Source organism: Nocardia xishanensis NBRC 101358 (assembly GCF_001613365.1).
Classification (GTDB): domain Bacteria; phylum Actinomycetota; class Actinomycetes; order Mycobacteriales; family Mycobacteriaceae; genus Nocardia; species Nocardia xishanensis.
The window spans coordinates 39,291-62,755 of record NZ_BDCF01000045.1; the positions used below are offsets into that span (position 1 = coordinate 39,291).

Sequence of the window (23,465 nt, forward strand, 5' to 3'; positions counted from 1 at the left end):
CCCAGCGCCTGCGCGATCTCCTGCTTGGTCGGCCGGACGAAACCCTCGGCCTCCCCGATCCGTAGACCGGACCGCGCCTGCGCCGCTTCCGCGGCGACCATCCGCTGATCCGCCTTCGCGCCGACGGCCTCCATGCGAGCGCCGACCAGGTCCGAGAGGGTGTTGTGCGACATCGTTCTTCTCCTCGTGTTAGCGCCGGAGTCGTTGTTTCCGGCTGACGAGAACGACAATGACCGCCGCCGCTGACAGCGCGCTGACAGTCCCGCACTCAGTAGTCGCAGAGCTTTGTCCAGCGGTTCTTCTTGGTGTTGTCCTTGAACCACAGGCCCGCGCCCGAGATATAGGGGACCGCGACGTCGTAGTGGCCCTCGCGGTAGACGACGTGCTGATCGTCCCAGGTGACCCGGGGCGACTTGCTGTCCACATCGTCGAGGAATCCGTAGAAGTAGAAGTAGCGGTACTCGCGGTCGATATCGCCGTCGGCGAACTCGACTTCGAGATCGGTGTCGGCCTCGAACCACCCGTACCCCGCGAGGTCGCCCTTGCACTTGCCTTTCACCCGGTACGTCTTCGCCTGCGCCGCACCGGCGACCGCGACCATGACAGCGGTGAACACGGCCAGCACGCACAGCAGCTTCTTCACGATGGACCTCCCCAGATTGTTTCGGCGCCACCGACATTAGAGGTCTGCCCCGAGCAAACGCTGAAGAAGTTCTTGCAATGCGGTGACCAGTGCGCGCCGACCGTCTCGGGACGACCCACCCCGGAGTCGGCCTATCTCGCCGATCTGCCGGCCGACGGCTCCGCGGTGGTCGCGAGCGACTACATCGGGCTCGGCGCCGAGGGCCTGCCTAGCTACCTCGACAGCATCGTCCCGGTCGCCGTCCCCGACGTTCGCGCGTTTCTCGCTGCGGCCGTGGACCAGCCGAGATCACGCACCGGAAGGGCTCAGCGCTTGGTCGTGGCTCGAGCGACGGCGCGGAACGCGCGTTGCTTCAGACGTCGCCGAGCCCTGGCGAGCAAGGGCGCTTCCGGCAACGGCGCCGCAGTCCCGAACCGGGGAAACAGCGCGGCGGCGTTCGTGCGCTCGATGCCGCGGCGGGCGGACTCGTCGAGGTGCGGGTATTCGTGGAGCCCGGCGTTGAAGTAGTGCACCGCCGGTTCGGGGGCGAACGGCCAATCGCTGCCGTACAGCACGTGCCCGGGTTCGGCGAAGGCGAGCAAGCTCGGCAGTGCGGCGGCGCTCGCCGACAGCGCGGTGTCGAAGTAGAAGCTCGCGAAGTCGTCGAGGACGTCGACGGGGCTGGCTCCGGTCTGGTTGACGATGCTCAACGCCATGCGGTGGGCGGCGTACGGGACGAAGCCGCCCGCGTGGCCGAGGATGAAGCGAATGTTGGGGTAGTGGCGACGGATTCCATTGCGTACCAACAGATATGCCGCGCGCGTCGTGTCGAGCAGGAAGTCCGCGGCGAAGGGCGGGATACCGGGCACCGTCTCGGCGGGCAGGTCGGCGGGATGGACGAGGACCACCGCCGAGCGGTCGTCGAGAACGCGGAACAGGTCGTCCTGTCCCTCGGCTCCGAGATAGGTCCCCCGCGAGTTGCCCAGAAGAACGACACCATCGGCTGCCAGGTCGTCCAGGGCCCGCCGCGCTTCGGCCGCGGCCGCGGCCACATCGGGCATCGGCAGCGTGGCGAAGAAGCCGAAGCGATCGGGATGCTCGGCGGCGAGCTTGGCGGCGTAGTCGTTGACCGCCCGGGCGAGCTCCCCGGCCTCGGCGCTTTCGGCCAGGAACGCGGTGCCGGGAGTCGACACCGAGAGGATCGCGGACGCGATACCCGCCTCCGCCATCAACCCGAGCGCCCCCTCCGGTGTCCATTCGGGCAGCTCGCGGCCGCCGGGCGCGTCGATGCCGTGCGCTCGCAGCGCGTCGAGGTAGACGGGCGGGATCAAGTGTTGATGCACGTCGATGCGGTTGCTCGACACGTCGGTTCCTTCCTGCGCGGCCTGTGAGCGGGGCGACGTGGGATACGTGCGAGTCGCGACGCACAGGCGCCCGGCCCTCGGCCGGGAACGTCGAGGGTGCGGTCGGCTGACATGGTTCAGGTCACATCGCCGCTCATTGTGACGATATCATCAATAAAGATGGAATTCTAGGATGATGATGAAATAATCAGCATCTCGTGGTGGCGCGCCACGCTCCGGTGTGTGACGGATGGAGGACTCGCCTGGCGGGTCGAGCTGGACGGCCGACTTGGCGGTGCGCTGCGCGTGAGGTATGGCGACCATCCATTTCTGGTCACCTGACCAGCGCATATGTCGCGTATCTGTGCCGAGTCGTACGCCCGCAGTTGCGGCGGGCCTGATCGGGTTCAGCTGTTGACAGGCTTACTAAGCGCTCGTAAACTCGAACGCGATTCGAACTCGCGTTATCGCGCAACGCTGTGTGGTGGCCCGGGATGGCTTCGCGCCCAACCGAATTCCGCGTATCAGCGATGATGTGCGGTCGAGCTGCTCGACCGAGGTTTCACAGAGGAAAGACCATCACGATGCTCGCAGCCACTTCGCGCCGCCGTCCGGAGGCTGTCCAATGACCGGTGCCGTCCTCGAAATCACCCGCTCGCGCAATCCCTTCGACCAATGGGGTTCGACGCGCGACGCCAACGGCGTCACGCACTACGCGGGCCTGCCCGCGACGCTGCCGACCATGCTGCGCGCGCACGTCGCCGCGCGACCCGAGACCGAGGCGGTCGCCCAGATCGGCGGCGATCGGCTGACCTACGCGCTGCTGTGGGAGCGCGCGTCGCGGGTGGCCGGTGGACTGCGGGCGCTCGGAGCCGAGCACAGGAATCGCGTGGCCCTGCGGTATCCGGCGGGCACGAACTGGGTGCTCGCCTTCCGGTTCACGGTGCTGGCACGGACCGCGATCGTCACCGACGCCTCACGCGGCATCGGTCTGGCCGCGACGCAGGCGATCTCGGCGGCGGGCGGCAACGCCCATGCCTGAAGCCGGGGAAGTCGTCGGCATCGACGCCGAGGCCGTGTCAAGGTGGTTCGCCGAACTCGGCATCGAATACGCTGCGCCACTGCGTTTTCAACGGATCGGCCTCGGACAGTCGAACCTCACCTACCGCGTCACCGACGCCGAGGACATGGCCTGGGTGCTGCGGCGTCCACCGCTGGGTCATCTGCTTGCTTCGGCCCACGACGTGGTGCGCGAGGCCCGTATCATCGCGGCGCTGGCGGATACCGATGTGCCCGTCCCTCGAATTCTCGGCGTCACAACGGATCCCGCGTTCTCCGACGTGCCGTTGGTGTTGATGGAGTTCGTCGACGGCCCGATCGTCGACACGATGGACGCCGCCGCGGCGCTGACACCGCCGCAGCGGCGGCAGATCGCGCTGACCCTGCCGCGCACCCAGGCGAAGGTCCACGCCGTCGACCTCGAGAAAGTGGGTCTGGACGGGTTGGCGAGCCACAAGCCCTACGCGCAGCGCCAGCTCAGGCGGTGGGCGGGGCAGTGGGCCGTGTCCAAGACCAGAGAGCTACCCGAACTGGACGACCTCACCCGTCGCCTCTCGGCCGCCATCCCGGAACAACGCGAAGTCAGCCTGGTGCACGGCGACTTCCACCTGCGCAACCTGATCTTCTCCCGGGAGACGGGCGACGTTGCGGCGGTATTGGATTGGGAACTGTCCACGCTGGGCGATCCGCTCGCGGACATGGGCAGCGTGCTGACCTACTGGCCGGAGCCCGGTGAGGCGACAGGCGGCGATTTCGCGCCGTCGACGCTGCACGGGTTTCCCGATCGCGCCGAGATGGCGCGGCTCTACCTGGCCGAGACCGGTCGCGACGCGGCGGCTTTGCAGTACTGGCACGCACTCGGGCTGTGGAAGCTGGCGATCATCGCCGAGGGTGTCATGCGCAGGGCGATGGACCAGCCGCAGAACAAGGCCGCCGCGGGTACACCCACCGTCGACCGGATCGACGCCCTGGTCCACAAAGCGCGTGAAATCGCCGATACCGCAGGGATTTAGGACAATGTCTTCGCGACCGCGGCACGCCATCTGGCAGTTCCCGCACCCTCCCCCCGAAGGCCGACAGCAATGAGTGTTTACGAGAACGACCTCCTGGAATTCGCCACCGAATGGGCTCCCTACGGCGGCAACGACGAAGAGGCCTACCTCCGATTCGGTCTCACCCCGGGAGAGTTCCACAGACGTCTGATTCACCTGCTCGCTTCCCCCGCGGCACGCGCACTCGGCAATGCGACCATCGCCAAACTGCGCGAGCAGTGCGTCGATCGGTTGAGCCGACCCGCGGCGGGCCGGGCCTGATCGACAGGACGGCCCGCGACCGGGCGTCCGCCGCGGCCGATCAGTGCCTGCCGCGCACCCCGATACCGATCACCGCGAGGACGGCCAGCGCGCCGAGCGCGAGGCCGAGCGCGCCGAGCCAGCGCGCGGTCGTGTCCTTCGATGATTCGGTCTCCGAGGCGGTCGCCTGGATATCGCCGTGGTCGTGCGCTCCTGCCGACTGCCCGTCACGCAGCGTCACCGACGGCGCCGGGTACTCCGGCTCGCCGTCCCCTGGATTCTGATCCCAGCGCACGACCTGCCCGTCGGCGTAGGTCTGTGTCGCGGGCATGATCAGTTCGTCCTTGTCGGGCAGGCCGTTGGCCAGGATCGAGAATTGCTCGAACTGCCCCGCCGCGATGCCGGTGCCCGGATCGGCGGTCCAGGTGACGGTGGTGACGCCGCTGCCGGAGTCCTTGTTCACCACGGCCTTCCATCCCGGCACCGTCTCGGTGTCGACCGTCGTGACACCGGAGATCTCCACTCCCAACCCGACGGTCGGGCTGCCGCTGGCCGATTCGTTCGGCACCCGGAACACCAGGACCGCCGATCCACCCTTCGAGGCGTCCGACGCCGACACCGTGACATGGGCGAACGCCGTGCCGGTCGCCCCGGCGACGGCGAGCGCGGCCGCCGCGGCCACCACCGCGCTGCGTGTGAACGTCGAACCGCTCATCGATCAGACCTCTCCTTCGTATACGAGGAAACGAACACAACCGATGCGCATCGACGATAAGCCATCGTGGCGCTCTACCTGCGAATATCGCGTCCATATACCGGCGAGGGCACAAGTCTTTTCCGCGCGCAACGGCGTTTCCGCGTGTGCGGCGCGGACTCGCGGGCGGTCGCTGTGATGGCCTCGATCCGGCCGAAACCTGTGTACTGTCCCAGCCGAGATCCGCATCGCTGCCCTGGCAGGGAGATCGTCGCAATTCGGCGGCCGCGTCCGCGTTCGTGCGTTCCATTCGTTCGGCAGACCTACACGTTTTTTCTGGAAACGGAGGCGTTGTGGACTGGGAGTCGTGGCAGCACAGTTGGGACCGGCAGCAGGAGCTGTACCTCCCCGAACGCGAGGAGCGGTTCCGGGTGATGATGGATGTGGTGGCGGCCGCGGTCGGGCCGACGCCTCACGTGCTGGATCTGGCGTGCGGGACGGGCACCATCAGCCGTCGGCTGCTCGAGCGAATGCCGCGAGCGAGGTCGGTCGCCGTCGACATGGATCCGACGATGCTGGCGATCGCTCGGGGATCGTTCCAGGGGGATTCGCGGATCACCTTCGTGACGGCCGACCTCTCCGATCCCGGATGGATGGAATCGTTGCCGATCGAGCCGTTCGATGCCGTGCTCACCGCGACATCGCTGCACTGGATGAAGAGCGAAGCGGTGATGCGGCTGTACGCCGATCTGGCGAAACTGGTTCGACCGGGCGGAGTGTTCCTCAACGCCGATCACATGCCCGACCCGGAGACGCCGATTCTCAACGCCATCGACGAGGTCATCCAGAAGGCACACCAGGAGCGGGCCCGTGTCACAGGCGCGCTGGACTGGGAACAGTGGTGGGCGACGGTAGCCGGCGACCCCGGCTTCGCCGAGGAACACGCGGGCAGCCGAGCGATTTTCGACCGGCACGGCGGCGGCGACGAACATCCGATCGGATGGCACTGCCTGCGATTGAAGGAAGCCGGTTTCCTGGAGACGGGCGTGGCGTGGCGGTCGATCAACGACGCGATGGTCGTCGCGGTCCGGTGACGACCGACATGTGAAATCCGCGCCGTCGCCGGAACAGCGGGTCGGCTCTGCGCTCGATGTAACGCTGCCGCCCGCACCGACCGGGTACCTGACCATTCCGACATGTCGACCTACTTGTCGCCGCGTCCGCGCCGCAATCCCAGCACCAATGCCAGACCGATGCCAACCAGCAGGGCGGCGGCCGCGAAGGTCCAATGCGTTCCCCGCGCTATTTCGGCCGGTGTGCCCGTGGTGACGTCCGCCGTTCCGGCGGCCTGTGCGAAGACCGCGCCCATGACCGACGCACCGGTCATCAGACCCAGGTTCCGGGACAGGTTCAACATCCCGGAGATCAATCCACGTTGTTGCGCGGCAACGTCTTTCATGACGGCGGTGTTGTTGGCCGCTTGGAATGTCGCGTAGCTTGCCGTGCAAAGGACCAACGGCAGGACGTAGCCGAGGACGCCCGCCGCTACGGGCATCACCGACAGGGTCAGCGCGCCGCCGATGATGCCGACGAGTCCGACGATCACCGTGGTTCCCGAACCGAAGCGATCGGTGACGCGGCCCGCCGGGACACCGGTGAGCGCAGATACCGCAGGGCCAGCCGACATGACCAGCCCCACCGCGGCAGGCCCGAGACCCATTGCCCCTGCCAGGTGAAACGGGCCGACGACGAGGGTCGTCATCATGACGGCCGAGACCACGGTGCTCGTCGTCAGCCCAACGGCGAGTACCGGATCGCGCAACATGCCGAGGGTCACCAGCGGGAACGCGACCTTGCTCTCGGCGAAAGCGAACAGCGCCAAGCCCACACCGGCGATGCCGAGCAAACCAAGGGTGAGCCGCCCGAAGGAGCCGACGGTCATGGCGAGCGCGTAAGCGCCCAGTGTCACGGCCAGCAGCGCCGTGCCCAGCGTGTCGAAACGCCGTACCGTCGACCCGGCCGCGGTGTCGGCCGATATCCGGAGGGTAAGCGCCAACGCCAGCACGCCGATCGGCACCACAGCCAAAAAGATTGCCCGCCAACCGAAAATCCCGATCAGTACACCGCCGAGCGAAGGGCCGAGCGCCGTTCCGACGGCTGACATCGTGCCCAGCAACCCCATCGCGCTACCCGTGCGGTGTTCGGGCACGACCGAGCCTACGGACGCCATCGTCAGCGCCACCATGCAGGCGGCGCCGACCCCTTGCAGCGCCCGCGCGGCGATCAGGAGGAACAGATTCGGGGCGAGACCGCACAGCAGCGTCGCGACGGTGAACACGGCGATGCCGATCACCAGGAGGCGATGCCGGCCGACCAGGTCGCCCAGCCGGCCGACCCCGACGATCAGCGTCGTGATGGCCAGCAAGTAGGCGATCACGATCCACTGCACCTCGGGGAAAGACGCGCCCAGCGCCGCCGCCATCGACGGCAGGCCCACGTTGGCGATGCTGATGCTCAGCGAAGGCAACAGCATGGAGAGTGAGAGCGCGGTGAGCACCAAGGCCGGTGAACGACGGCTGGACTCGTACTCGACGACGGGATGCGTCGCTGATCTGGACATGAAGGTCTTCCTCCTGGCCTCGACGGTGTGCATCGAACGTAAATTCCGTTCCGACCTGGCGGAAGACGCAAACAAGTAAAGGTAATTGTGCACTGCACGCCATGTGTGCTCGGCCGCTGTGCGATCCTGTCCGCATGGCGCGGCCCGACCTGAACTTGCTCGTCACCCTGGATGTCCTGCTGGAGGAGGGCAGCGTGACGCGGGCCGGCGAACGGCTCGCGCTCAGTCCGTCCGCGATGAGTCGCGCGCTCGCGCGGCTGCGACGCGCCACCGGTGACCCGTTGCTCGTCCGCGCCGGACGAGGCCTGGTTCCGACGCCACGCGCCGTCGAGTTGCGCGAACGCGTGCGCGGGCTCGTCCACGAGGCCGAAGCGGTGTTGCGGCCGGTCGAGAAACTCGATTTGGCAACGCTGCGAAGGACTTTCGCGCTGCGCAGCAGCGACGGGTTCGTGGAGCGATTCGGGCCGGCGCTGGTCGCCGAGGTCGCCGCCGCGGCGCCGGGCGTGCGATTGCGGTTCCTGCAGAAGACCAAGAAGGACACCGGTCCGCTGCGCGAGGGCGTCGTCGACCTGGAAACCGGCGTCATCGAGGACGCGCTGCCGCCGGACGTGCTCAGCAAACCACTGTTCACCGACCGCTTCATCGGCGTGGTCCGCGACGGACATCCCCTCGGCACCGGCGAGATGAGCGCCGAGCGATACGCCGCGGCGCGGCACGTGCACGTCTCGCGTCGCGGACTGCCCGCGGGACTGGTGGACGAGGCACTGCAACCGACCGGCCACCACCGCGACATCGTGACGGTCGTGGACGGCTTCGGTGCTGCGGTGGCGCTGGCACGAGCCACCGATCTCGTCGCCACTGTCCCGCGGCGCCACACGGCGAACCTGCGCCAGGGACTGTTCTCCTTCGAGTTGCCTTTCCCCGCACCCGAAGTCACGATCTCGCTGCTGTGGCACGTCCGGCTGGACGCGGACCCCGCGCACCGGTGGCTGCGCGACCGCGTATCGGCGGTATGTCACTTCGACAACGAAGACTGACCGCCGCGCGCGATTCCCGGCAGGATGCTGGATCATTGCTGGTCCGGGAACGGCGTGACAGACTGAACCCGCTCCGCTCGCCCACTCGAATGGAAACATCGGAGGATTCGCGTGCGAGCTGCCTATATCGAACGACTCGGGCCGTCGGACGCGATTGTCTACGGCGAGTTGCCGCCGCCGGTGTGCGGACCCGACGACGTGTTGGTCGAGGTCATGGCCACGGCGGTGGATCCTGTCGACACCTTCGTGCGCTCCGGGCGGTATCCGACCGCGATGGAGTTTCCGTTCGTGATCGGCCGCGACCTGGTCGGAAAGGTCGCCGAATCCCGTTCGCCGGAATTCTCGCCGGGCGATCAGGTTTGGTGTAACAGCCTCGGGCACGACGGGCGGCAGGGAGCGGCCTCCGAAGTCGCTGCCGTTCCCGTCGATCGCCTCTACCATCTGCCCGACGGGGTGTCGCCCACGGAAGCGGTGGCCCTCGTCCATCCGGCGGCCACCGCGTATCTCGCCGCGTTCACCCACGGGGACCTCCGGTCCGGCGACACGGCGCTGATCGCGGGCGCGGCGGGCAATGTCGGCTCCGCTCTCGTCGCCATGATCGCCCGCGCCGGGGGTACGGCCATCGCGGCCGCTCACCCCGACGACCACGATTACTGCCGGCGCATGGGCGCCGCGCACACCATCGACTATCGCACGCAGAACATCGTCGGAGAGGTACGCGGGATTGCCGCGAACGGCGTCGACCTCTATATCGACACCTCGGGCCGGAACAACATGGTGGACGCCGTGGAGATGCTCGCGGTCCGAGGCAGGATCGTGATTCTCTCGGGCACCGGTTCGCGAAGCGAATTGTCCACGGGCGCGCTGTATCTGAAGGACGGTTCGATTCGCGGTTTCGTGATCTCCCGCGCGACCACCGCGCAATTGCGCGACGCCGCGGCGGTGGTCAATCGGCTGCTACTGGACCGGGCGCTGCGGCCCCGAGCGGTCGAAATTCTTCCGCTCTCCGCCGTTGCCGAGGCGCATCGCAGAATCGAGACGGAGCGGCTGCACGGCACGCGTCTCGTGTTGGCAATCCGAGACGGCGCCTAATCGGGCCAGACGGGTGGGCGCTTCTCCAAGAAGGCTGCCATCCCTTCGCGGGCGCCGGGAAGTTGCGCGGCGGCGGCCATGACTTCCAAGGCGAGGGTGTAGGCGTCTGCTTCCGGTCGGTCGAGCTGGGCGTAGAGAGTGCGTTTGCCGAGCGCCTTGTTGGCTCGGCTGCCTCGCGTAGCGCGGGCGAGCAATTCGTCCACGGCGGTGTCCAGCTCGGCGTCCGGCACGGCCCGGTTGATCAGGCCCCACTCTTCCGCGGTGCGGGCATCGATGGGGTCGCCGGTGAGGGCCAGCTCCATCAGACGCTTTCGGCCGACAGCGCGCGCCACCGGCACCGCAGGAGTGTGACAGAACCACCCACCCTTGCCGCCGGGAAGTGCGAAACCAGCCGATTCGGCGGCGACGGCAAGATCGCACGAAGCCACCAGCTGGCAGCCCGCGGCCGTGGCCAGACCGTGCACCCGGGCGATCACCACCTGCGGCACCGACTGGATGGTCGACATCAGCTCGGTGCACAGCGTGAGCAAGTCCCGCACGCCGAGCAGATCGCGCGCGGCGACGTCGGCGAAATCATGTCCCGCGGAGAACACCGGACCGTGTGCCCCGAGCACGACCCCGGTGGCGTCGGTCTCGCCTGCGGCACGGAACGAGGCGAGCAGCTCGGCCAGGTGCTCGCCCGACAGCGCATTGCGCCGATCCGGGCGGTTCATGGTGATGCGCACCGTGTCGCCGTCCCGTGCGACCAGCACATGCCGATATTCCAAGGCGGTCATATGTCCACCGTAGATCTCCGCGGGCGACGACACGACACCTCGGGAACGATCCCTCGGCTGAGCCCTGCCGGCCGAGTTCCCCCGGCCCGGCCGTCGGAACACCTTTGGTCACGACGGTGATCCCTCGGGCACACTGCCTGGCGTGGCGGTACTGGAGCAGTCTGCGCGTTCGCCGAATCGGACCGGGGCGACGGGTCTGAGCCTGACTTCGTGGGTGCTGTTCGCGAGTTGCGGTTCGCTGGCCGCTGCGGTGATGGCGGCGGGTTGGTCCGCGGCAGCGGTGACCTCGGTGCGGATCGCGTTGGCCGCGGTGCTGCTGGTGCCGGTGGTCGCGGTGCTGCGGCCTCGGGCCCTGCGCTTCGGCCGCGGCGACATCGGGTTGCTGCTCGGCTACGGCCTGCTCGGTGTCGCCGGGGTGCAGCTGTTCTTCTTCGTGGCCGTGTCGCGGGTTCCGGTCGGGGTGGCGATGGTGCTGGTCAACGTGGCGCCCGCGCTGGTCACCTTGTGGGTGAGGGTAATTCGGCGCACCCGGCTGCCGGGGCTGGGGTGGCTGGGTCTCGGGCTGGCCGTGACCGGATCGACTCTGGTCGCGGAGATCTGGCAGGGCGGCCACCTGGACCCGCTCGGCATCGCCGCCGGGTTGAGCTCGGCGATCTGCTCGGCCGGATACTTCCTGCTCGGCGAGCACGGCGCGAGCAGGCACGACTCGTTCGGGCTGACGGCGGCCGGGTTGGCGATCGGCGCGATTGTGATGATCGTGGTCGCTCCGCCATGGACATTGTCTTCCGGCCTGCTCACCGCCCCCGCGGTACTCGGCGGTCTACGGGTCCCGGTGTGGCTGGCGCTGCTGGTGCTGGCAGTCTTCGGCACCGTCCTGCCCTATCTGGCCGGGCTGCGTGCGCTGCGTGACCTGCCCTCGGCCATGGCGAGCGTGCTGGCGATGGTGGAACCGGTGGTCGCGGCCGTGCTGGCCTGGCTGCTGCTCGGCCAGACGCTCGGGCCAGCGCAACTGGCCGGGGCAGCGATACTGCTCACCGGCGCGGTGCTGGTGCAATTGCCCGGGCCGGAAGCCGCGGCGCGAATGGAGAAGTCGCCGCCGACACGGCTTTCCGGTGGGAACAGGAACAGTTGAATCTCGACACGACTGGGCCTCGACGTGTGAACGGCGGTGCGAGGTCGACCCGGCGGCAGTCGGCGCAGTGTTGCGACCTGCCCGCGGAGATGCCGTGTGGTGCCGGACAGCCTGAGTGGGAATGAACCGACATGTGCGGTTCATCCGACGCCGAGGGTGACCTCGGTGGATTTGATCAGGACTTTGACGTCGGTCCCTTCGGCGAGGCCGAGATCGTCGGCGGCGTCGCGGGTGATCGAGGAGGTGATCTCGTCGCCGCCGGTGAGGCGCACGCGGACCACGGCCATGGCTTCGCCCCGGGTTACCGAGACCACTGTTCCGTCGAGCTGGTTTCGGGTGCTCAGTCGCATGGCGCCGACGATACGCCCGGCCGCCACGACTGGCCCGTAGCGCCGAAACGGTGCGGCGAGTTCAGTAGACGTCGCGCACGTACCGTTTATCGGTTGATGTACGCGTTGGCGTCTTCGAGCGCGACAAGGCGCGTTTGCCGTGGCCGGTGCGGCGGTCCTCACGCCGGATAGGACTGCGTTTCGGTGGCCTTGACCGCGGCCCAGAGTTGCTGTCCGGGGCGCAGACCCAGCTGCGCGACCGTCGCGGGTGTGATGTCGGCGAGCACCTGTGGTGTGCCGTCGAGCCGGACGCGGGTGGTGTGCGCGTGTTGCTCGATGCCGGTGATCGTGACCGGCCAGCTGTTGCGCGGGCTGCCCATCGGCTGGTCCGGATGCAGTCCGACCGCATGGGGTGCGAACGCCACATAGACGGGCCCGGCGGCGGGTTCGGCGATGGTGAGTGTTCCGCCGCCGTCGAGCTCGACGCGAGTGCCGCGGGCGGCGCCGCGATAGAGGTTGAGCCCCATCAAGTGGGCGACGTAATCCGAGCGCGGTCGGGCGGCGACCTCCGCGGGCGGGCCGTGCTGCACGATCGCGCCGTCTTCGAGGATGACCAGCCGATCGGCCAAGACCATGGCGTCGAGCGGGTCGTGGGTGACGAGCACGGTGTGCCCAGGGTAGTCGCGCAGATGATGGGCCAGGTCCGAGCGCACGTGGAGTCTGGTGCCGGCATCGAGGGCGGCCAACGGTTCGTCGAGCAGCAGCAGCTGCGGTTCGGTCACCAGCGCCCTCGCCAGCGCCACCCGCTGGGCCTGACCGCCCGAGAGCGCGCGCGGCCTGCGCTGCCCGCAGTCGGTCAAACCCACACGGGCGAGCCATCGTTCGGCGCACTCCCGTGCGGCCGCGCGGCGCATCCCCCGGGCTCTGAGTCCGAAGGCGATGTTGTCGAGCGCCGAGAGATGCCCGAACAGCAGGTAGTCCTGGAAGACCACGCCGACCTCGCGGCGTTCGGCGGGCACGAACACCGACGGCGGTGCGTCCCAGGTGCGGTCGTCGAGCCGGATTCTCCCGTCGGTGAGCGCGATCAATCCAGCCAGCGCCCGCAGCGCCGTGGTCTTACCGGCCCCGTTGGGCCCCAGCAGCGCGACAACCTCACCTCGTTCGACGCGCAACGGCAGCTCGAGGTCGAAAGACCCTCTGCTGACCTTCAATTCGGCAGTCAGTGTCATACCGCGCCCCGGATCCAGCGTTCCCGCAACGCGACGAGCACGGCGACCGAGACCGCCAGCAGCACCAAGCTGAGCACGATCGCGGCATCCGGATCGGTCTCGAGCGCGAGGTACACCGCCAACGGCATGGTGGTGGTGCGGCCGGGGAAGTTTCCCGCGAAGGTGATCGTCGCGCCGAATTCGCCGAGTGCGCGCGCCCAGCACAACACCGCGCCCGCGACCACTCCCGGCAGCACCGAGGGGAGGGTGACGCGGCGGAAGGTGTACCAGCCGGTGGCGCCGAGAGTGGCGGCAGCCTCCTCATAGCGCGGATCGGCCGCCCGCAACGCGCCCTCGACCGAGATCACCAGGAAGGGCATGGCCACGAACGCTTCGGCGACGATCACTCCCGCGGTGGTGAACGGCAACGAGACGCCGAACCATTCGTAGAGATAGCGGCCGATCAGCCCGCGTCGCCCCAGCACCAGCAGCAACGCGACGCCACCGACCACGGGCGGCAGCACCAATGGCACGGTGACAAGCGCGCGGATGATCCCGCGCCCCGGCAGTTCCGCGCGTGCCAGCAGCCACGCCAGCGGAATGCCGAACACCAGGCAGATCACCGTGGCCGCGGACGCGCACACCAGCGAAAGCCGCAGCGCCTGACCGACTTCGGCGCTGAAGAGCCGGCTCGGCATGGTCGCCCACGGTGCGCGGACCAGTAGTCCGATCAGCGGAACGACCAGGAACGCCAGCCCGCAGACGGCGGGCAGCACCAGTGCGACCGGTCGCCGCCCGCGCGCCGCCCGCCGCCGCGAGGGGGCGATCACGGGGTGTCGAATCCCGCCGCGTCGAAGATTTGCTCGGCCTTGTCGGAGGTGACGAATGCGACGAACGCCGCCGCGGCCGCGGCATTCGGGGCGTGCGCGAGCGGTGCGACCGGGTAGTCGTTGACCGCCTTGGCCGACTCGGGGAAGTCGATGCCCTCGACCTTGTCCCCGGCCGCCTCGACGTCCGTGCGATACACCAGTGCGGCGTCGACCTCTCCGAGGGTGACCTTGGTCAGCACCGCCTTCACGTCCTGCTCCCGGGTATCCGGTTGCGGGCTGATGCCCGCGGCCTCGAACACCGTCTTGGCCGCGGCGCCACACGGCACCTGCTCGGCGCACAACGCGAGCTTGGGTTCGGTCTTGCCGAAATCGGCCAGTCCGGTGATATGTCCCGGATTGCCTTTCGGGACCGCGATTTCGAGCCGATTGCGCACGAAAGTGATTGGTTCGACGGTGACTTCGCCCTTGTCGCGGACCTGCTGCATGTTCTTGGGCGCCGCCGACGCGAAGACGTCGGCCGGAGCGCCTTGGTTGATCTGTTCGGCCAGTGCGGAACTCGCGCCGAAGCTGTAGACCACCTTGACACCAGGATTGGCGGCCTCGAACTGCTTACCGAGTTCGGTGAACGTCTCCGTCAGTGACGCCGCGGCGAAGACGGTCACCGTCCCCGAAATGTTTTTGTTTCCAGTGGGTTCGGCCGTGACGCCCGAACCACACGCCGCGACGCTCACCGCGGCCACCGCGCCGACAGCCGATCCGCGAATCATTCTCATCCTCGTCAACTTTCCGGTATCTCCACCACGACGTGCGTGGACTTCACCGATGCGACAGCGACGCTGCCGACTTCCAACCCGAGCTCGTCCACCGATTCCCGGCTCAGCAGCGACACCAGCCGGAACGGTCCGGCCTGCATCTCCACCTGTGCCATCACGGTGTCCTTCACCACCCGGGTGACGATTCCGCGCATCCTGTTGCGGGCCGACGCGGCGATGGTCACGCCAGGGGCGGGCGCCTCGGCGCTGGTGCTGAGGAATTCGGCCAGCTCGCGACCGCTGACGCCTTTGCGACCGTTGTCCAGCTGGATCGCGTTCAGGCGGCCCTGATCGATCCATCGGCGCACGGTGTCATCGCTGACACCCAGGAGCGCGGCCACTTCGCTGATCCGTAGATTCGACACAGGAAACATCCTATTTCCGCATTCACGGATGCGATACCGATATCGATCCGCGAAACCGTCTCATTGCTCGTACCCGCCGGTTCGATCACGTCCAATCTGCGCGAATTCTGATCCGTCAGGCGGATAGATCCTTGTATGCGGATATGTCCAGCGTCTTTCACCGTAATTGCGCAGCAGTCACGGCATGCTCACGTGGGCTGTTCGTGGGCGGTGCGGCGGGGCGACCGGTGGCTGTCCCGGGTCGCGCGTCGATGTGATCTCACTCCGTTGCGGACTGCTGCGCGATCGCGTGGCGGGCCCGTTCGATGTCGTTGATGTGCCGCTCGGCCCACTGGCGCAGGGCGGTGACGGGCTCGGCAAGGCTGCGGCCGAGGTCGGTGAGTTCGTATTCCACGCGCGGGGGAATCGTGGGATGCACTGTGCGGGTGAGGAATCCGTCGCTTTCCAGGCTGCGCAGGGTTTGCGTGAGCATCTTCTGGGAGACGCCGCCGATGCGGCGCGACAGGTCGGTGTAGCGCATGGTGCCCTCTTGGAGGAGGGAGTCGATCACCAGCACCGTCCACTTGCCCGCGATGTGGTCGAGGACCTGCCGCGTGGGGCATTTGGCGGAGTACGCGTCGGCGGGCAGACCCGAGGATTCCACGATCGTCACATCAAGGAGAGTAACGCACTAATTAGTGTCTTCTTTCCAATGGAGAGTCACTCTTCGATAGTTAGTAACATGATCACAAAACTTTCGGTCGCCGACGCGATCCGCACCCGCCGCACCGTCCGCCACTACCTGCCCGATCCGGTGCCCGCCGCCCATCTCGACACTCTCCTCGACTTGGCGATGCAAGCGCCGTCGAGCTGGAACCTGCAGGACCGGTCCATCGTCGTGGTCTCCGATACGGCGGGGCTGGAGGGCCTGACCTGGGCCACCGGCGGTCAGCCGCAGCCACAGGAGGCGCCGGTCGTGCTCGTGTTCGTCGCCGAGCCGCACGTGTGGCGGACGGACAGGTCCGATGTCTACGAACAGGCGCGCCGCAACGGGGCGTGGAGCGACGAGTTCATCACCGGATTCGCCGCCGCATCGGTCGAATTCCAGCAGGGGCTGGCCGAACGCGGTCTGGAGCGCGAATACGCGGTGAAGGACGCCATGATCGCCGCGACCTACGCCATGCTGGCCGCCACTGAACTCGGGCTGGCCACCTCAGCCATGAACGGCTGGGACGAGGAGAAGGTGAAGAAGACGATCGGGATCGAGGATCGCGCCGACCTCGCCATCGCCTTGCTGGTGTCCGTCGGCTACGCCGCCGAGGAACGGATTCACCCCGGGCGGCGGGCATTGGGCCACAACGTCTTCCATGGGCGCTATCAGGGAGCGTGAGTCGCGGACCGGGACCGACGTGAGATCGCTCCAGGGCAATACGCTTGGCCTGTGGCGAGTATCGAACTGGCTGACCGCAACCTTCGGCTTGCGCTGCTCGATGAGGTGTACACCGAGCGCGTCGACGACTACTACTGGCTGTCCTCGCTGCGCGAGGACTACACCGCCTACCGGGCGTCGGCCGGCGGCCCGGGCTGGGACGACCTGCTCCAGCGCCTCGGTATCGACCACTTGCCCGAGCTGGAGGGGTTCCTGCTCACGCTCCCGCTGACCTCGGAAGACGTAGCGCAGGTCGCCGACCTGTGCCTGGACGGCGATCGTGAGATCTACACGCTCTACCCCGGATGGTGGCACTTCGGTCGGCACTTCTCGATCGCGAGTCTGGACGGGATCGGCCAGTGCACGGGGCTCGTCGATCTCGACCTCAACTCGATGGTCGAAGCATGCAGTCTTGCCCCGCTCGCCGAGCTGACCGAGCTGCGGCACCTGAGAGTGGATGCGGCCCAGCGGCATTCCGGCCTCGATGTCATCGCCACTCTGCCCGCCCTGACCGAGCTCGTGGTCGTCAACAATGCCATGGCAGAAGGCAACGAGGAGTGGCTCGACGTCATGAGTGCGCTGCGGGCGCGCGGGGTATCGGTGCACGGCTGGTGATTTCGCACCGTCGGTCGGAGGGCCGCGAGGGCCGCCGGGCCCAGATGATCGGGGCTGTGGGCGGCACGCAACGCACTTGACCGGACGACGTCCGCGCTGACAAGGCGTACTCTTCTGGGCCGACGGCCGGGCCGAGTGTCCCGGATGTATGCGTCGGATGTCCGGTGGCCATCGGGGTCTTCGCTATGACGCACCCGCGTTCTGCGTGGCCATGGCCAGCAATACCAGGGCGTCGTGTTCGGCTGTGCCGGGTGCGGCTTGGTAGACCAGCATTCGCTGACCGCCGCCTGCGTGGTGGAGTACTTCGTTGGCGAGCGTGACCTTGCCGATCAGCGGATGCCGGAATGCCGTTTCGCCGCCGCGCTTGACCAATACCTCGTGCCTTCGCCATAACGCCGCGAATTCACCACTGGCGGCGGATAATTCGTCGACCAGCTCGGCGACGGGTCCCGGAGAAGCCGGTTCGGCGGAGTGCAGATGGGCGACACAGTTGCGGGCCACCCGGTCCCAGTCCGCGAACAGTGTCCGGGCGGCCGTGTGCAGGAAGGTGTAGCGGATCGTGTTGCGCGCCGCGGGAGGCCAGTCGCCGAGTCCAGGCATCAGCGCCAGACCCTCCGGGTTGGCCGACAGCACGTCGTTGACCTCGTCGAGCACGTACGCCGGGCTGGGCCGGACCGATTCCAGCAGCAATCGCAGGCCTGGGCGGATCGGTTGGGGATCGGCGGGGCGCCGCCGTAGCGAACGACCGGCGGCGCGATCGGCGAGGGCGAGCAGGTGGGCGTGCTCGTCATCGGTCAGTCGCAAGGCCCTGGCCAACGCGCCGAGCACCGCGTCACTGGGCGCGGTTTCCCGGCCCTGCTCGATGCGCGTGTAGTAGTCCACGCTCACGCCCGCCAACGCGGCCAGCTCCTCGCGCCGCAGCCCTGGAGCTCGTCTGATGCCCGGTCCGATCGGCAGGCCCACTTCGGCGGGGCCGATCGACCCGCGCCGGATCCGGAGAAACTCGGCCATCGCGTTCACTCGTCGAGTGTGCCAGCGGCCGAGCGACTCTGGGTGGCCGTGTCACACCCAGGAACCGCGCGGCCTTCAACGACCTTCGGCGAGGGCGCAGTTTGGAGCCATGACTGAGGTAATGATCATCGGTGGCGGCTCCGGGATGGGATTCGCCCTCGCCCGTGTCCTCGTGGCCGAGGGGGAGGACGTGACCATCGTCGGCCGATCCGGCGAGCGGCTCGACGCGGCGCGCGCGGAACTGGAACAAGCCGGAGGCGGCCGGGTGCGGACCATACGAGCCGACATCGGTCGAGAGGAAGACGTGGCGGAACTGTTCGCCGAGGACCGGCAGGTGGGCCACGTGGCCATCACCGCGGCCGACGCGACCGGTGTGTACGGCCCGACTGCTCTGGCTTCCACCGACATAGCCCGTTCCGTCCTGAACACCAAGCTGCTCGGCGCGTGGCTGGTCGGCAAGCACGCGGCCGGGAAAGTGACCGGATCGCTCACCTTCACTTCGGGTATCAACGCGTATCGACCGAACGGATCGAACACGATCATGGCCGCGGCCAATGGCGCGCTGGCCTCCCTGGCCTCCGGGCTGGCGATCGAAATGGCGCCGGTGCGAGTGAACGTGATATCGCCCGGCTGGGTCGACACGCCCATCTGGAACCAACTCGGCATGGACAAACAAGCGGCGTTCGCCGAACTGTCCCAACGGCTTCCCGCCCGCCGCATCGGCACCCCCGACGACATCGCGCAGGCGTTCCTGGCGGTGATGCGCAACCAGTTCATCACCGCGACCGTGCTCCACGTCGACGGCGGTCACCGTCTCACCTGATCGGGTCGGGAAGGAGGTAATGATCGGATCGGTTCTCGGATGACCTCGGGGCGTGGCTGCGGGTGCGCGTCGCTCGCGTCGGGGTTGCATCCTGTACCCAGGTACAGGCTTACCGTGGCGTCATGACGATGAATACGCCTTCTTACGGGGATCGGGTGCCGGCTGCGTGCACGCTGCCTACCGCTGAGCAGCCGGTGCGGATCGCGGAGTTCGATCGGTTCTTCGCCGAGTCCGTGCGGAGTTCCGATCGGCCTGCGCGCACCCGGCTCGACCTGCTGCTGGACGCCGACGCCGAACCGGCAGGCCGTGATCTGGCCGCCCGCGAGTCGGTGTGTTGCTCGTTCTTCGCCTTCACTTTCCAGGCCACCGGTGATGGGCCGGTGATGCGTATCGAGGTCCCCGACACCCAGGTCGAAGTCCTCGACGCGCTCGCGACCCGGGTGGACGCCGCGATCGGAGGGGACCGGCGTTGAACGGGTTGCGCACCAGTCAGCTGGCCGCGGCCGCCGGCGTGAACGCCCAGACGCTGCGCTACTACGAGCGTCGCGGGCTGCTCGCCGAGCCGCAGCGCTCGCTCGGCGGGCATCGGCTCTACCCCGAGCAGGCGCTGACGGTGCTGCGGGTGATCAAGGCCGCCCAGCGACTCGGGTTCACCCTCGAAGAGGTCGCCGACTTGCTCGATGGCACCCGGTTCGGGCGCCGCCGCGTCGATGCCGGGTTGCAAGCCCGCGCCATCGCGAAACTGGCCGAAGTCGACGCCAAGCTCGCCGAGCTGACCGCGGTGCGCGACACCCTGCGCGCCGCGCTGGCGGCCGGCTGCGACGACCTGATCGCATGCAGCGAAAGCCCCTGCTGCCCAGTGCCTTTCACCGACAGCCGGGACGGCGTTCCCAGGGCGGGAGGCGACTGTGGCTGCTGAACCCGGCACCGGTTCGCGACGCTGGTTGGCGCCGATCGGGCTGGGCGCGCTGATCTGCGTCGGCTGCTGTCTGGCCCCGATTCTGATCGCCACCGGTGTGCTCGGCGGCGGGATCTCCCTGCTGAGCGTGTCGTGGTTGGAACCGCTCGGCTTCGTTCTGCTCGGTGCCGGAGTGGCCGGACTGATCTGGTCGGGTGTTCGCCACCGGACTGGATGCGCCAGCGAGACCGACTCGACCGCCGGGTGCGCGGGTTCAGGGTGCGGCTGCGCCAGCACGTCGTAAGCCCCGGTTCGCGACCTCGGCGGCCCTGACCGTGGTGCCGTCCGATCCTGCTGGTCGTCTGCGCCGTCGGGCGCTTGGCAGCGTCCGAGAACATCGCCGTTGGGCCTGGATCGGGGCGTAGGTCGGCGGCCCTAGCCGAACCGGTCACGATGTGGTGGGTGGCGGGTGAGGCGAGAGCCAACCGTCCCGCGACGCGGCGGCCGGGCGTGGTGGCGTCGTTGCCGCACCGCTGCCAGCTGCGAAACTTCTGCTGTGGAGGCAGTCCTTAGCGTCACCGCGACGTCGCCGCGAAGGAGGCGGCCGCGATCATCCAGTTGCTGAATTCGCAGGCCAGATGCCATTGGTGCTGACGAATGAACCTGGCGGGCACGGTGGCTGGGAACTGCACGGTCAGCAAAGCTTCGAGAGTGCCGTCGCGGTCGCGGAATTGGTGGCGGACCCCGCCGATGACCAGCCCGTCGTCGAGCAGGGCGGAGCCCGCGATCTGGACTGGGTAGGCGGGATCGGCGGGGATGGTGAGGGCCTCGGTTCTGCTGTAGTCGACGAGGAATCGCGACGCCGCCGGGGACCCGCCGGTGGTTTCGACGACTTCCTGGCGGCCGTCGGGCAGCCCGCGCAGCAGGTAGTGGTCAGGGCAGGCGTCGACCATATCGGTTTCGGCGTTGCTGATGGTCAAGTTCTCGAACCAGGCGGCGAACCGTTCGGCGGAGTAGTTCGGGACTTCCAGGCGGGTGGCGGCGTGCTTGGTCCGGCCCCTGCTCATGGCGACACCCGTTCGCGCCACGCGCTCGGAGAACGCCACCTCGCGTTTGAGCATGGCGTAGATGCCCGCGTGGCCCAGCTCGGTTTTCAGTGTGGTCAGTGCTGAGCGCTGCACATCGAGCGGGGATCCGAGCAGCTCGCCGATCGTGGCATCGTGCATGAGCTCGGCTGTCGCGAGACGTCCCAGGCGCGCGGCGAACTTCGCCAGCACCGCTGCGGCACGCCGCGCTTCCCACTCCCGCACCTGTCGGCGCGAGACTTCGCGGCCCCCGACGAACGCACGGATGTCGATCGAATCGACCATCACGCTTCCTGCCTCTCCTGCTCCGGTTTCGATGACAGCCTGCGAGACGGCGTCCGTTGCCCACCCCGTCGATCCCAGTGGTCGCCCACTGGGTCTCGGGGTGGTGTGCAGGTCAGCCCGTCAATCGTTGGACGCCACGGCTATTTGCTTGAAGGATGCCCCTCGGGCGAAGTAAACGCAAGTTTTTCTAGCTTTTATTGGCCACGGGCTGGGCGCGGTGCTGGCCAGCCGGTTCCTCGTCGACTACACCGACAGGGCGAGAGTGGTGGTCGTCGCGGACCCGGCCTACTCGCTGACTGCTGCTGGAACCGCCTCACTCGCGGACGGGGAACTCATCGGCGGCGTGTGCCACCAGTTCCGTGACGAACCCGGCGGCGGGTTCCGCAGTCAGCTGAAAGTCGCGTTCCCCGCCGCGGTACCTGGTCTGTACGTCGCCGAGCACCAGTGGCATCTCGCCTGAATTCGGCAACTGGATCGCGACGTACCTGCGCTGATCCGTCCGAGCCGACCGCGGCCGCCGCCACGCCAGGGCCGGGCGTATTCGGCAGGCAAGGGTGCCGTCGAGTAGAACAGGGCCATGAATCAGCGTGGCCGCGATGTCGACGAGGAACCGGTGGCCCGGGTTCCGCGCAAGCGGACCGGGGGACGGTCTGCCCGAGTGCGGGAAGCCGTTCTCACCGCGACGCTGGACCAGGTCGCCGAGCACGGCATCGAAGGGTTGACCATCGGTGATGTCGCGGCCCGAGCCGGTGTCGCCGAGACGACGATCTACCGGCGCTGGGGCTCGCGTACGGCACTGATCGCCGAGGCCGTGACCGAGTTGGCCGCCGCCGGTAATCCCATGCCGGACACCGGCACACTGCGCGGCGACCTGCGGCTGCTGGCTGAACAGATCGCGCAGCTGATCTCTGGCCCTGGCATCGCGCGGTTGGTCGGCACCACCATCGCCCTGTCGGCCGACCCCGAGGTCGCCGCCGCGCGCAGGCACTTCTGGGAAGATCGTTTCCAGCGCAGCTCGCAGGTCATTGGCAGAGCCGTCGAACGCGGTGAACTCCCCGAGGGCGTGAACGCTCGATCCGTCATCGAAACCCTCTCCGCCCCACTGTATTTCCGGCTCCTCGTCGGTGACGAACCCCTCGACAGCGCCTTCATCGCACGCTGCGTCGACGACACTCTCACTTTGTACGCCAAGCCTGTCTGACCGCCCGGGGTCTCGCTGTCGACGAGGACGCCTCCTCAGGCCGGGTCAAGGGATTCCTTCCGGTCCACCGTTGACTTCGCCTGCCGTGCAAGCAAATACGCCGCAACCGCGGCCGGACCGGCGATAACGACGCCGTAGGTCGCGCCCGGCACCGCCATGGTTTCGTTCCCGAGCGCCGACACCGCGACCGCGATGGCGAGCGTCGCATTGTGGATGCCGATCTCCATGGACGAGGCGATGGCCTGGCCGGTGCCGACCCCGAACAATCGCGGCACGAAGTATCCGATCGACAGGCTCAGCACCGACAGCGTCAGCGTGATCATCCCTAGTCGCCCGAAATTGTCACGCACGGTGTCCAATTCGGAAACCACCGCGGTGGTGACGGCCATGACGAGCACCACCAACGAGGCTACCTTCACCGGCTTGCGCATCCGCTCGGAGAACCCCGGGAACGCGCGATCGACCCACATGCCGATCGCCACCGGCACGAGCACGATCACGATCACCTGCACGAGCTTGGCCGGTTGCAGCCCGACGGAGGCGTCGTCGTCCATGAACCCGGCCACCGACAGCGCGATCACGATCGGCATCGTGAACGCCGCGAGCACCGAATTGATCGCGGTGAGCGTGATATTCAACGCCACATCCCCGCCCGCGAGATGACTGAACAGATTCGCCGACGTGCCCCCCGGCGAGGCGACCAACAGCATCATGCCGACGGCCAGCGCTCCGGTCAGCCCGAACAATTCGATCAGCAGCAGGCAGATGGCAGGCAGCAACACCATCTGACAAGCGAGCGCGATCAACGCCGCCTTCGGATATCGCACCACCCGGCGAAAATCCCCAGTCGTCAGCGTCAGACCCAACCCGAACATCACCAGCGCCAGTGCGGCCGGTAAGAGGATCGCGAAAATCGTGGAACCCATCA

Annotated in this window: 29 protein-coding genes; 15 read left to right on the forward strand and 14 right to left on the reverse strand. The window is 67.9% G+C overall.

Features of this window, described 5'->3' with window-relative positions; genetic code table 11:
• Positions 1 to 268 precede the first annotated feature (268 nt).
• Both NX1_RS27005 and NX1_RS27010 read right to left on the reverse strand, forming a co-directional pair.
• Entirely contained in the window at positions 269 to 643 is a 375-nt protein-coding gene (locus NX1_RS27005) for a hypothetical protein (RefSeq protein WP_068065055.1), read from the reverse strand.
• Between the two features lie 305 nt (positions 644 to 948).
• Positions 949 to 1,986, reverse strand: a complete 1,038-nt coding sequence (locus NX1_RS27010) for an amidohydrolase family protein (RefSeq protein WP_068065058.1) — start codon at positions 1,984 to 1,986, stop codon at positions 949 to 951.
• 604 nt (positions 1,987 to 2,590) lie between these two features.
• Between NX1_RS27010 and NX1_RS38170 the strand changes: the two genes are divergently transcribed.
• The 3 genes from NX1_RS38170 to NX1_RS27025 all read left to right on the forward strand — a co-directional run bounded on the left by NX1_RS38170 (position 2,591) and on the right by NX1_RS27025 (position 4,337).
• Entirely contained in the window at positions 2,591 to 3,007 is a 417-nt protein-coding gene (locus NX1_RS38170; protein ID WP_068065063.1) for an AMP-binding protein, read from the forward strand.
• On the forward strand, positions 3,000 to 4,037 hold the full coding sequence (locus NX1_RS27020; protein ID WP_068065065.1) for a phosphotransferase family protein: 1,038 nt from the start codon (positions 3,000 to 3,002) through the stop codon (positions 4,035 to 4,037). The genes NX1_RS38170 and NX1_RS27020 overlap by 8 nt, the downstream gene beginning before the upstream one ends.
• Positions 4,038 to 4,106: 69 nt before the next feature.
• A complete protein-coding gene (locus NX1_RS27025) occupies positions 4,107 to 4,337 on the forward strand; it encodes a DUF3263 domain-containing protein (RefSeq protein ID WP_068065068.1) in 231 nt (76 codons plus the stop codon).
• Between the two features lie 40 nt (positions 4,338 to 4,377).
• Here the strand turns inward: NX1_RS27025 and NX1_RS27030 are convergent, their stop codons facing one another.
• Positions 4,378 to 5,031: a YcnI family copper-binding membrane protein gene (locus tag NX1_RS27030; protein WP_068065072.1), complete on the reverse strand. Its 654-nt coding sequence runs from the start codon at positions 5,029 to 5,031 to the stop codon at positions 4,378 to 4,380.
• 146 nt (positions 5,032 to 5,177) lie between these two features.
• On the opposite strand from NX1_RS27030, the gene NX1_RS27035 reads away from it, so the two are divergent.
• Positions 5,178 to 6,104, forward strand: a complete 927-nt coding sequence (locus NX1_RS27035; RefSeq protein ID WP_245668696.1) for a class I SAM-dependent methyltransferase — start codon at positions 5,178 to 5,180, stop codon at positions 6,102 to 6,104.
• Between the two features lie 110 nt (positions 6,105 to 6,214).
• Here NX1_RS27035 and NX1_RS27040 read toward each other — a convergent pair whose 3' ends face one another.
• Entirely contained in the window at positions 6,215 to 7,630 is a 1,416-nt protein-coding gene (locus NX1_RS27040) for an MFS transporter (protein ID WP_084501794.1), read from the reverse strand.
• A gap of 134 nt (positions 7,631 to 7,764) precedes the next feature.
• Between NX1_RS27040 and NX1_RS27045 the strand changes: the two genes are divergently transcribed.
• Together NX1_RS27045 and NX1_RS27050 are read left to right on the forward strand one after the other, a co-directional pair.
• Positions 7,765 to 8,667 (forward strand): LysR family transcriptional regulator, encoded by a 903-nt coding sequence (locus tag NX1_RS27045; RefSeq protein WP_068065073.1) that lies wholly within the window; start codon positions 7,765 to 7,767, stop codon positions 8,665 to 8,667.
• A 111-nt stretch (positions 8,668 to 8,778) separates the two neighbouring features.
• On the forward strand, positions 8,779 to 9,759 hold the full coding sequence (locus tag NX1_RS27050; protein ID WP_068065076.1) for an NADPH:quinone reductase: 981 nt from the start codon (positions 8,779 to 8,781) through the stop codon (positions 9,757 to 9,759).
• Here NX1_RS27050 and NX1_RS27055 read toward each other — a convergent pair.
• Positions 9,756 to 10,535: an enoyl-CoA hydratase-related protein gene (locus NX1_RS27055; protein WP_068065117.1), complete on the reverse strand. Its 780-nt coding sequence runs from the start codon at positions 10,533 to 10,535 to the stop codon at positions 9,756 to 9,758. The genes NX1_RS27050 and NX1_RS27055 overlap by 4 nt on opposite strands.
• A 142-nt stretch (positions 10,536 to 10,677) precedes the next feature.
• Between NX1_RS27055 and NX1_RS27060 the strand changes: the two genes are divergently transcribed.
• On the forward strand, positions 10,678 to 11,667 hold the full coding sequence (locus tag NX1_RS27060; protein WP_068065078.1) for an EamA family transporter: 990 nt from the start codon (positions 10,678 to 10,680) through the stop codon (positions 11,665 to 11,667).
• A gap of 140 nt (positions 11,668 to 11,807) precedes the next feature.
• Here the strand turns inward: NX1_RS27060 and NX1_RS27065 are convergent, their stop codons facing one another.
• The 6 genes from NX1_RS27065 to NX1_RS27090 all read right to left on the reverse strand — a co-directional run bounded on the left by NX1_RS27065 (position 11,808) and on the right by NX1_RS27090 (position 15,854).
• Positions 11,808 to 12,017 (reverse strand): TOBE domain-containing protein, encoded by a 210-nt coding sequence (locus NX1_RS27065; protein ID WP_218024187.1) that lies wholly within the window; start codon positions 12,015 to 12,017, stop codon positions 11,808 to 11,810.
• 158 nt (positions 12,018 to 12,175) lie between these two features.
• Positions 12,176 to 13,225: an ABC transporter ATP-binding protein gene (locus tag NX1_RS27070; RefSeq protein WP_068065079.1), complete on the reverse strand. Its 1,050-nt coding sequence runs from the start codon at positions 13,223 to 13,225 to the stop codon at positions 12,176 to 12,178.
• Positions 13,222 to 14,034, reverse strand: coding sequence for a molybdate ABC transporter permease subunit (gene modB / locus NX1_RS27075; protein WP_169812296.1), 813 nt, complete (start codon positions 14,032 to 14,034; stop codon positions 13,222 to 13,224). Before modB ends, NX1_RS27070 begins: the two co-directional genes overlap by 4 nt.
• Positions 14,031 to 14,801: a molybdate ABC transporter substrate-binding protein gene (modA, locus tag NX1_RS27080; protein ID WP_068065080.1), complete on the reverse strand. Its 771-nt coding sequence runs from the start codon at positions 14,799 to 14,801 to the stop codon at positions 14,031 to 14,033. Before modA ends, modB begins: the two co-directional genes overlap by 4 nt.
• Positions 14,802 to 14,812: 11 nt before the next feature.
• Positions 14,813 to 15,211, reverse strand: a complete 399-nt coding sequence (locus NX1_RS27085; RefSeq protein ID WP_068065129.1) for a TOBE domain-containing protein — start codon at positions 15,209 to 15,211, stop codon at positions 14,813 to 14,815.
• Positions 15,212 to 15,470: 259 nt separating this feature from the next.
• Positions 15,471 to 15,854 carry a winged helix-turn-helix transcriptional regulator gene (locus NX1_RS27090; protein ID WP_373864918.1) on the reverse strand — a complete coding sequence of 128 codons (384 nt, stop codon included), beginning with the start codon at positions 15,852 to 15,854 and terminating at the stop codon, positions 15,471 to 15,473.
• Between the two features lie 78 nt (positions 15,855 to 15,932).
• Between NX1_RS27090 and NX1_RS27095 the strand changes: the two genes are divergently transcribed.
• On the forward strand, positions 15,933 to 16,580 hold the full coding sequence (locus tag NX1_RS27095) for a nitroreductase family protein (RefSeq protein WP_068065083.1): 648 nt from the start codon (positions 15,933 to 15,935) through the stop codon (positions 16,578 to 16,580).
• A 51-nt stretch (positions 16,581 to 16,631) separates the two neighbouring features.
• Positions 16,632 to 17,234, forward strand: a complete 603-nt coding sequence (locus NX1_RS27100) for a DUF6892 domain-containing protein (protein ID WP_068065087.1) — start codon at positions 16,632 to 16,634, stop codon at positions 17,232 to 17,234.
• 183 nt (positions 17,235 to 17,417) lie between these two features.
• On the opposite strand, the gene NX1_RS27105 is transcribed toward NX1_RS27100, so the two are convergent.
• On the reverse strand, positions 17,418 to 18,245 hold the full coding sequence (locus NX1_RS27105; RefSeq protein WP_068065143.1) for a helix-turn-helix domain-containing protein: 828 nt from the start codon (positions 18,243 to 18,245) through the stop codon (positions 17,418 to 17,420).
• 109 nt (positions 18,246 to 18,354) lie between these two features.
• Between NX1_RS27105 and NX1_RS27110 the strand changes: the two genes are divergently transcribed.
• The 4 genes from NX1_RS27110 (at position 18,355) to NX1_RS27125 (ending at position 20,270) form a co-directional block, all read left to right on the forward strand.
• On the forward strand, positions 18,355 to 19,068 hold the full coding sequence (locus tag NX1_RS27110) for an SDR family oxidoreductase (protein WP_068065090.1): 714 nt from the start codon (positions 18,355 to 18,357) through the stop codon (positions 19,066 to 19,068).
• A gap of 122 nt (positions 19,069 to 19,190) precedes the next feature.
• Complete coding sequence (locus NX1_RS27115) at positions 19,191 to 19,541, forward strand: hypothetical protein (protein WP_245668697.1); 351 nt, start codon at positions 19,191 to 19,193, stop codon at positions 19,539 to 19,541.
• Positions 19,538 to 19,987, forward strand: a complete 450-nt coding sequence (locus NX1_RS27120) for a MerR family transcriptional regulator (protein ID WP_068065092.1) — start codon at positions 19,538 to 19,540, stop codon at positions 19,985 to 19,987. Before NX1_RS27115 ends, NX1_RS27120 begins: the two co-directional genes overlap by 4 nt.
• On the forward strand, positions 19,977 to 20,270 hold the full coding sequence (locus NX1_RS27125; protein ID WP_068065095.1) for a hypothetical protein: 294 nt from the start codon (positions 19,977 to 19,979) through the stop codon (positions 20,268 to 20,270). Before NX1_RS27120 ends, NX1_RS27125 begins: the two co-directional genes overlap by 11 nt.
• Before the next feature lie 271 nt (positions 20,271 to 20,541).
• Here the strand turns inward: NX1_RS27125 and NX1_RS27130 are convergent, their stop codons facing one another.
• Complete coding sequence (locus NX1_RS27130) at positions 20,542 to 21,336, reverse strand: hypothetical protein (RefSeq protein WP_068065101.1); 795 nt, start codon at positions 21,334 to 21,336, stop codon at positions 20,542 to 20,544.
• Positions 21,337 to 21,553: 217 nt separating this feature from the next.
• Here NX1_RS27130 and NX1_RS27135 point away from each other — a divergent pair, with 217 nt between their 5' ends.
• Both NX1_RS27135 and NX1_RS27140 read left to right on the forward strand, forming a co-directional pair.
• On the forward strand, positions 21,554 to 21,796 hold the full coding sequence (locus NX1_RS27135; protein ID WP_068065104.1) for a hypothetical protein: 243 nt from the start codon (positions 21,554 to 21,556) through the stop codon (positions 21,794 to 21,796).
• A gap of 117 nt (positions 21,797 to 21,913) precedes the next feature.
• A complete protein-coding gene (locus NX1_RS27140; RefSeq protein ID WP_068065107.1) occupies positions 21,914 to 22,537 on the forward strand; it encodes a TetR/AcrR family transcriptional regulator in 624 nt (207 codons plus the stop codon).
• Between the two features lie 35 nt (positions 22,538 to 22,572).
• Here the strand turns inward: NX1_RS27140 and NX1_RS27145 are convergent, their stop codons facing one another.
• Positions 22,573 to 23,463, reverse strand: coding sequence for a bile acid:sodium symporter family protein (locus NX1_RS27145; RefSeq protein WP_068065149.1), 891 nt, complete (start codon positions 23,461 to 23,463; stop codon positions 22,573 to 22,575).
• Between the last annotated feature and the right edge of the window lie 2 nt (positions 23,464 to 23,465).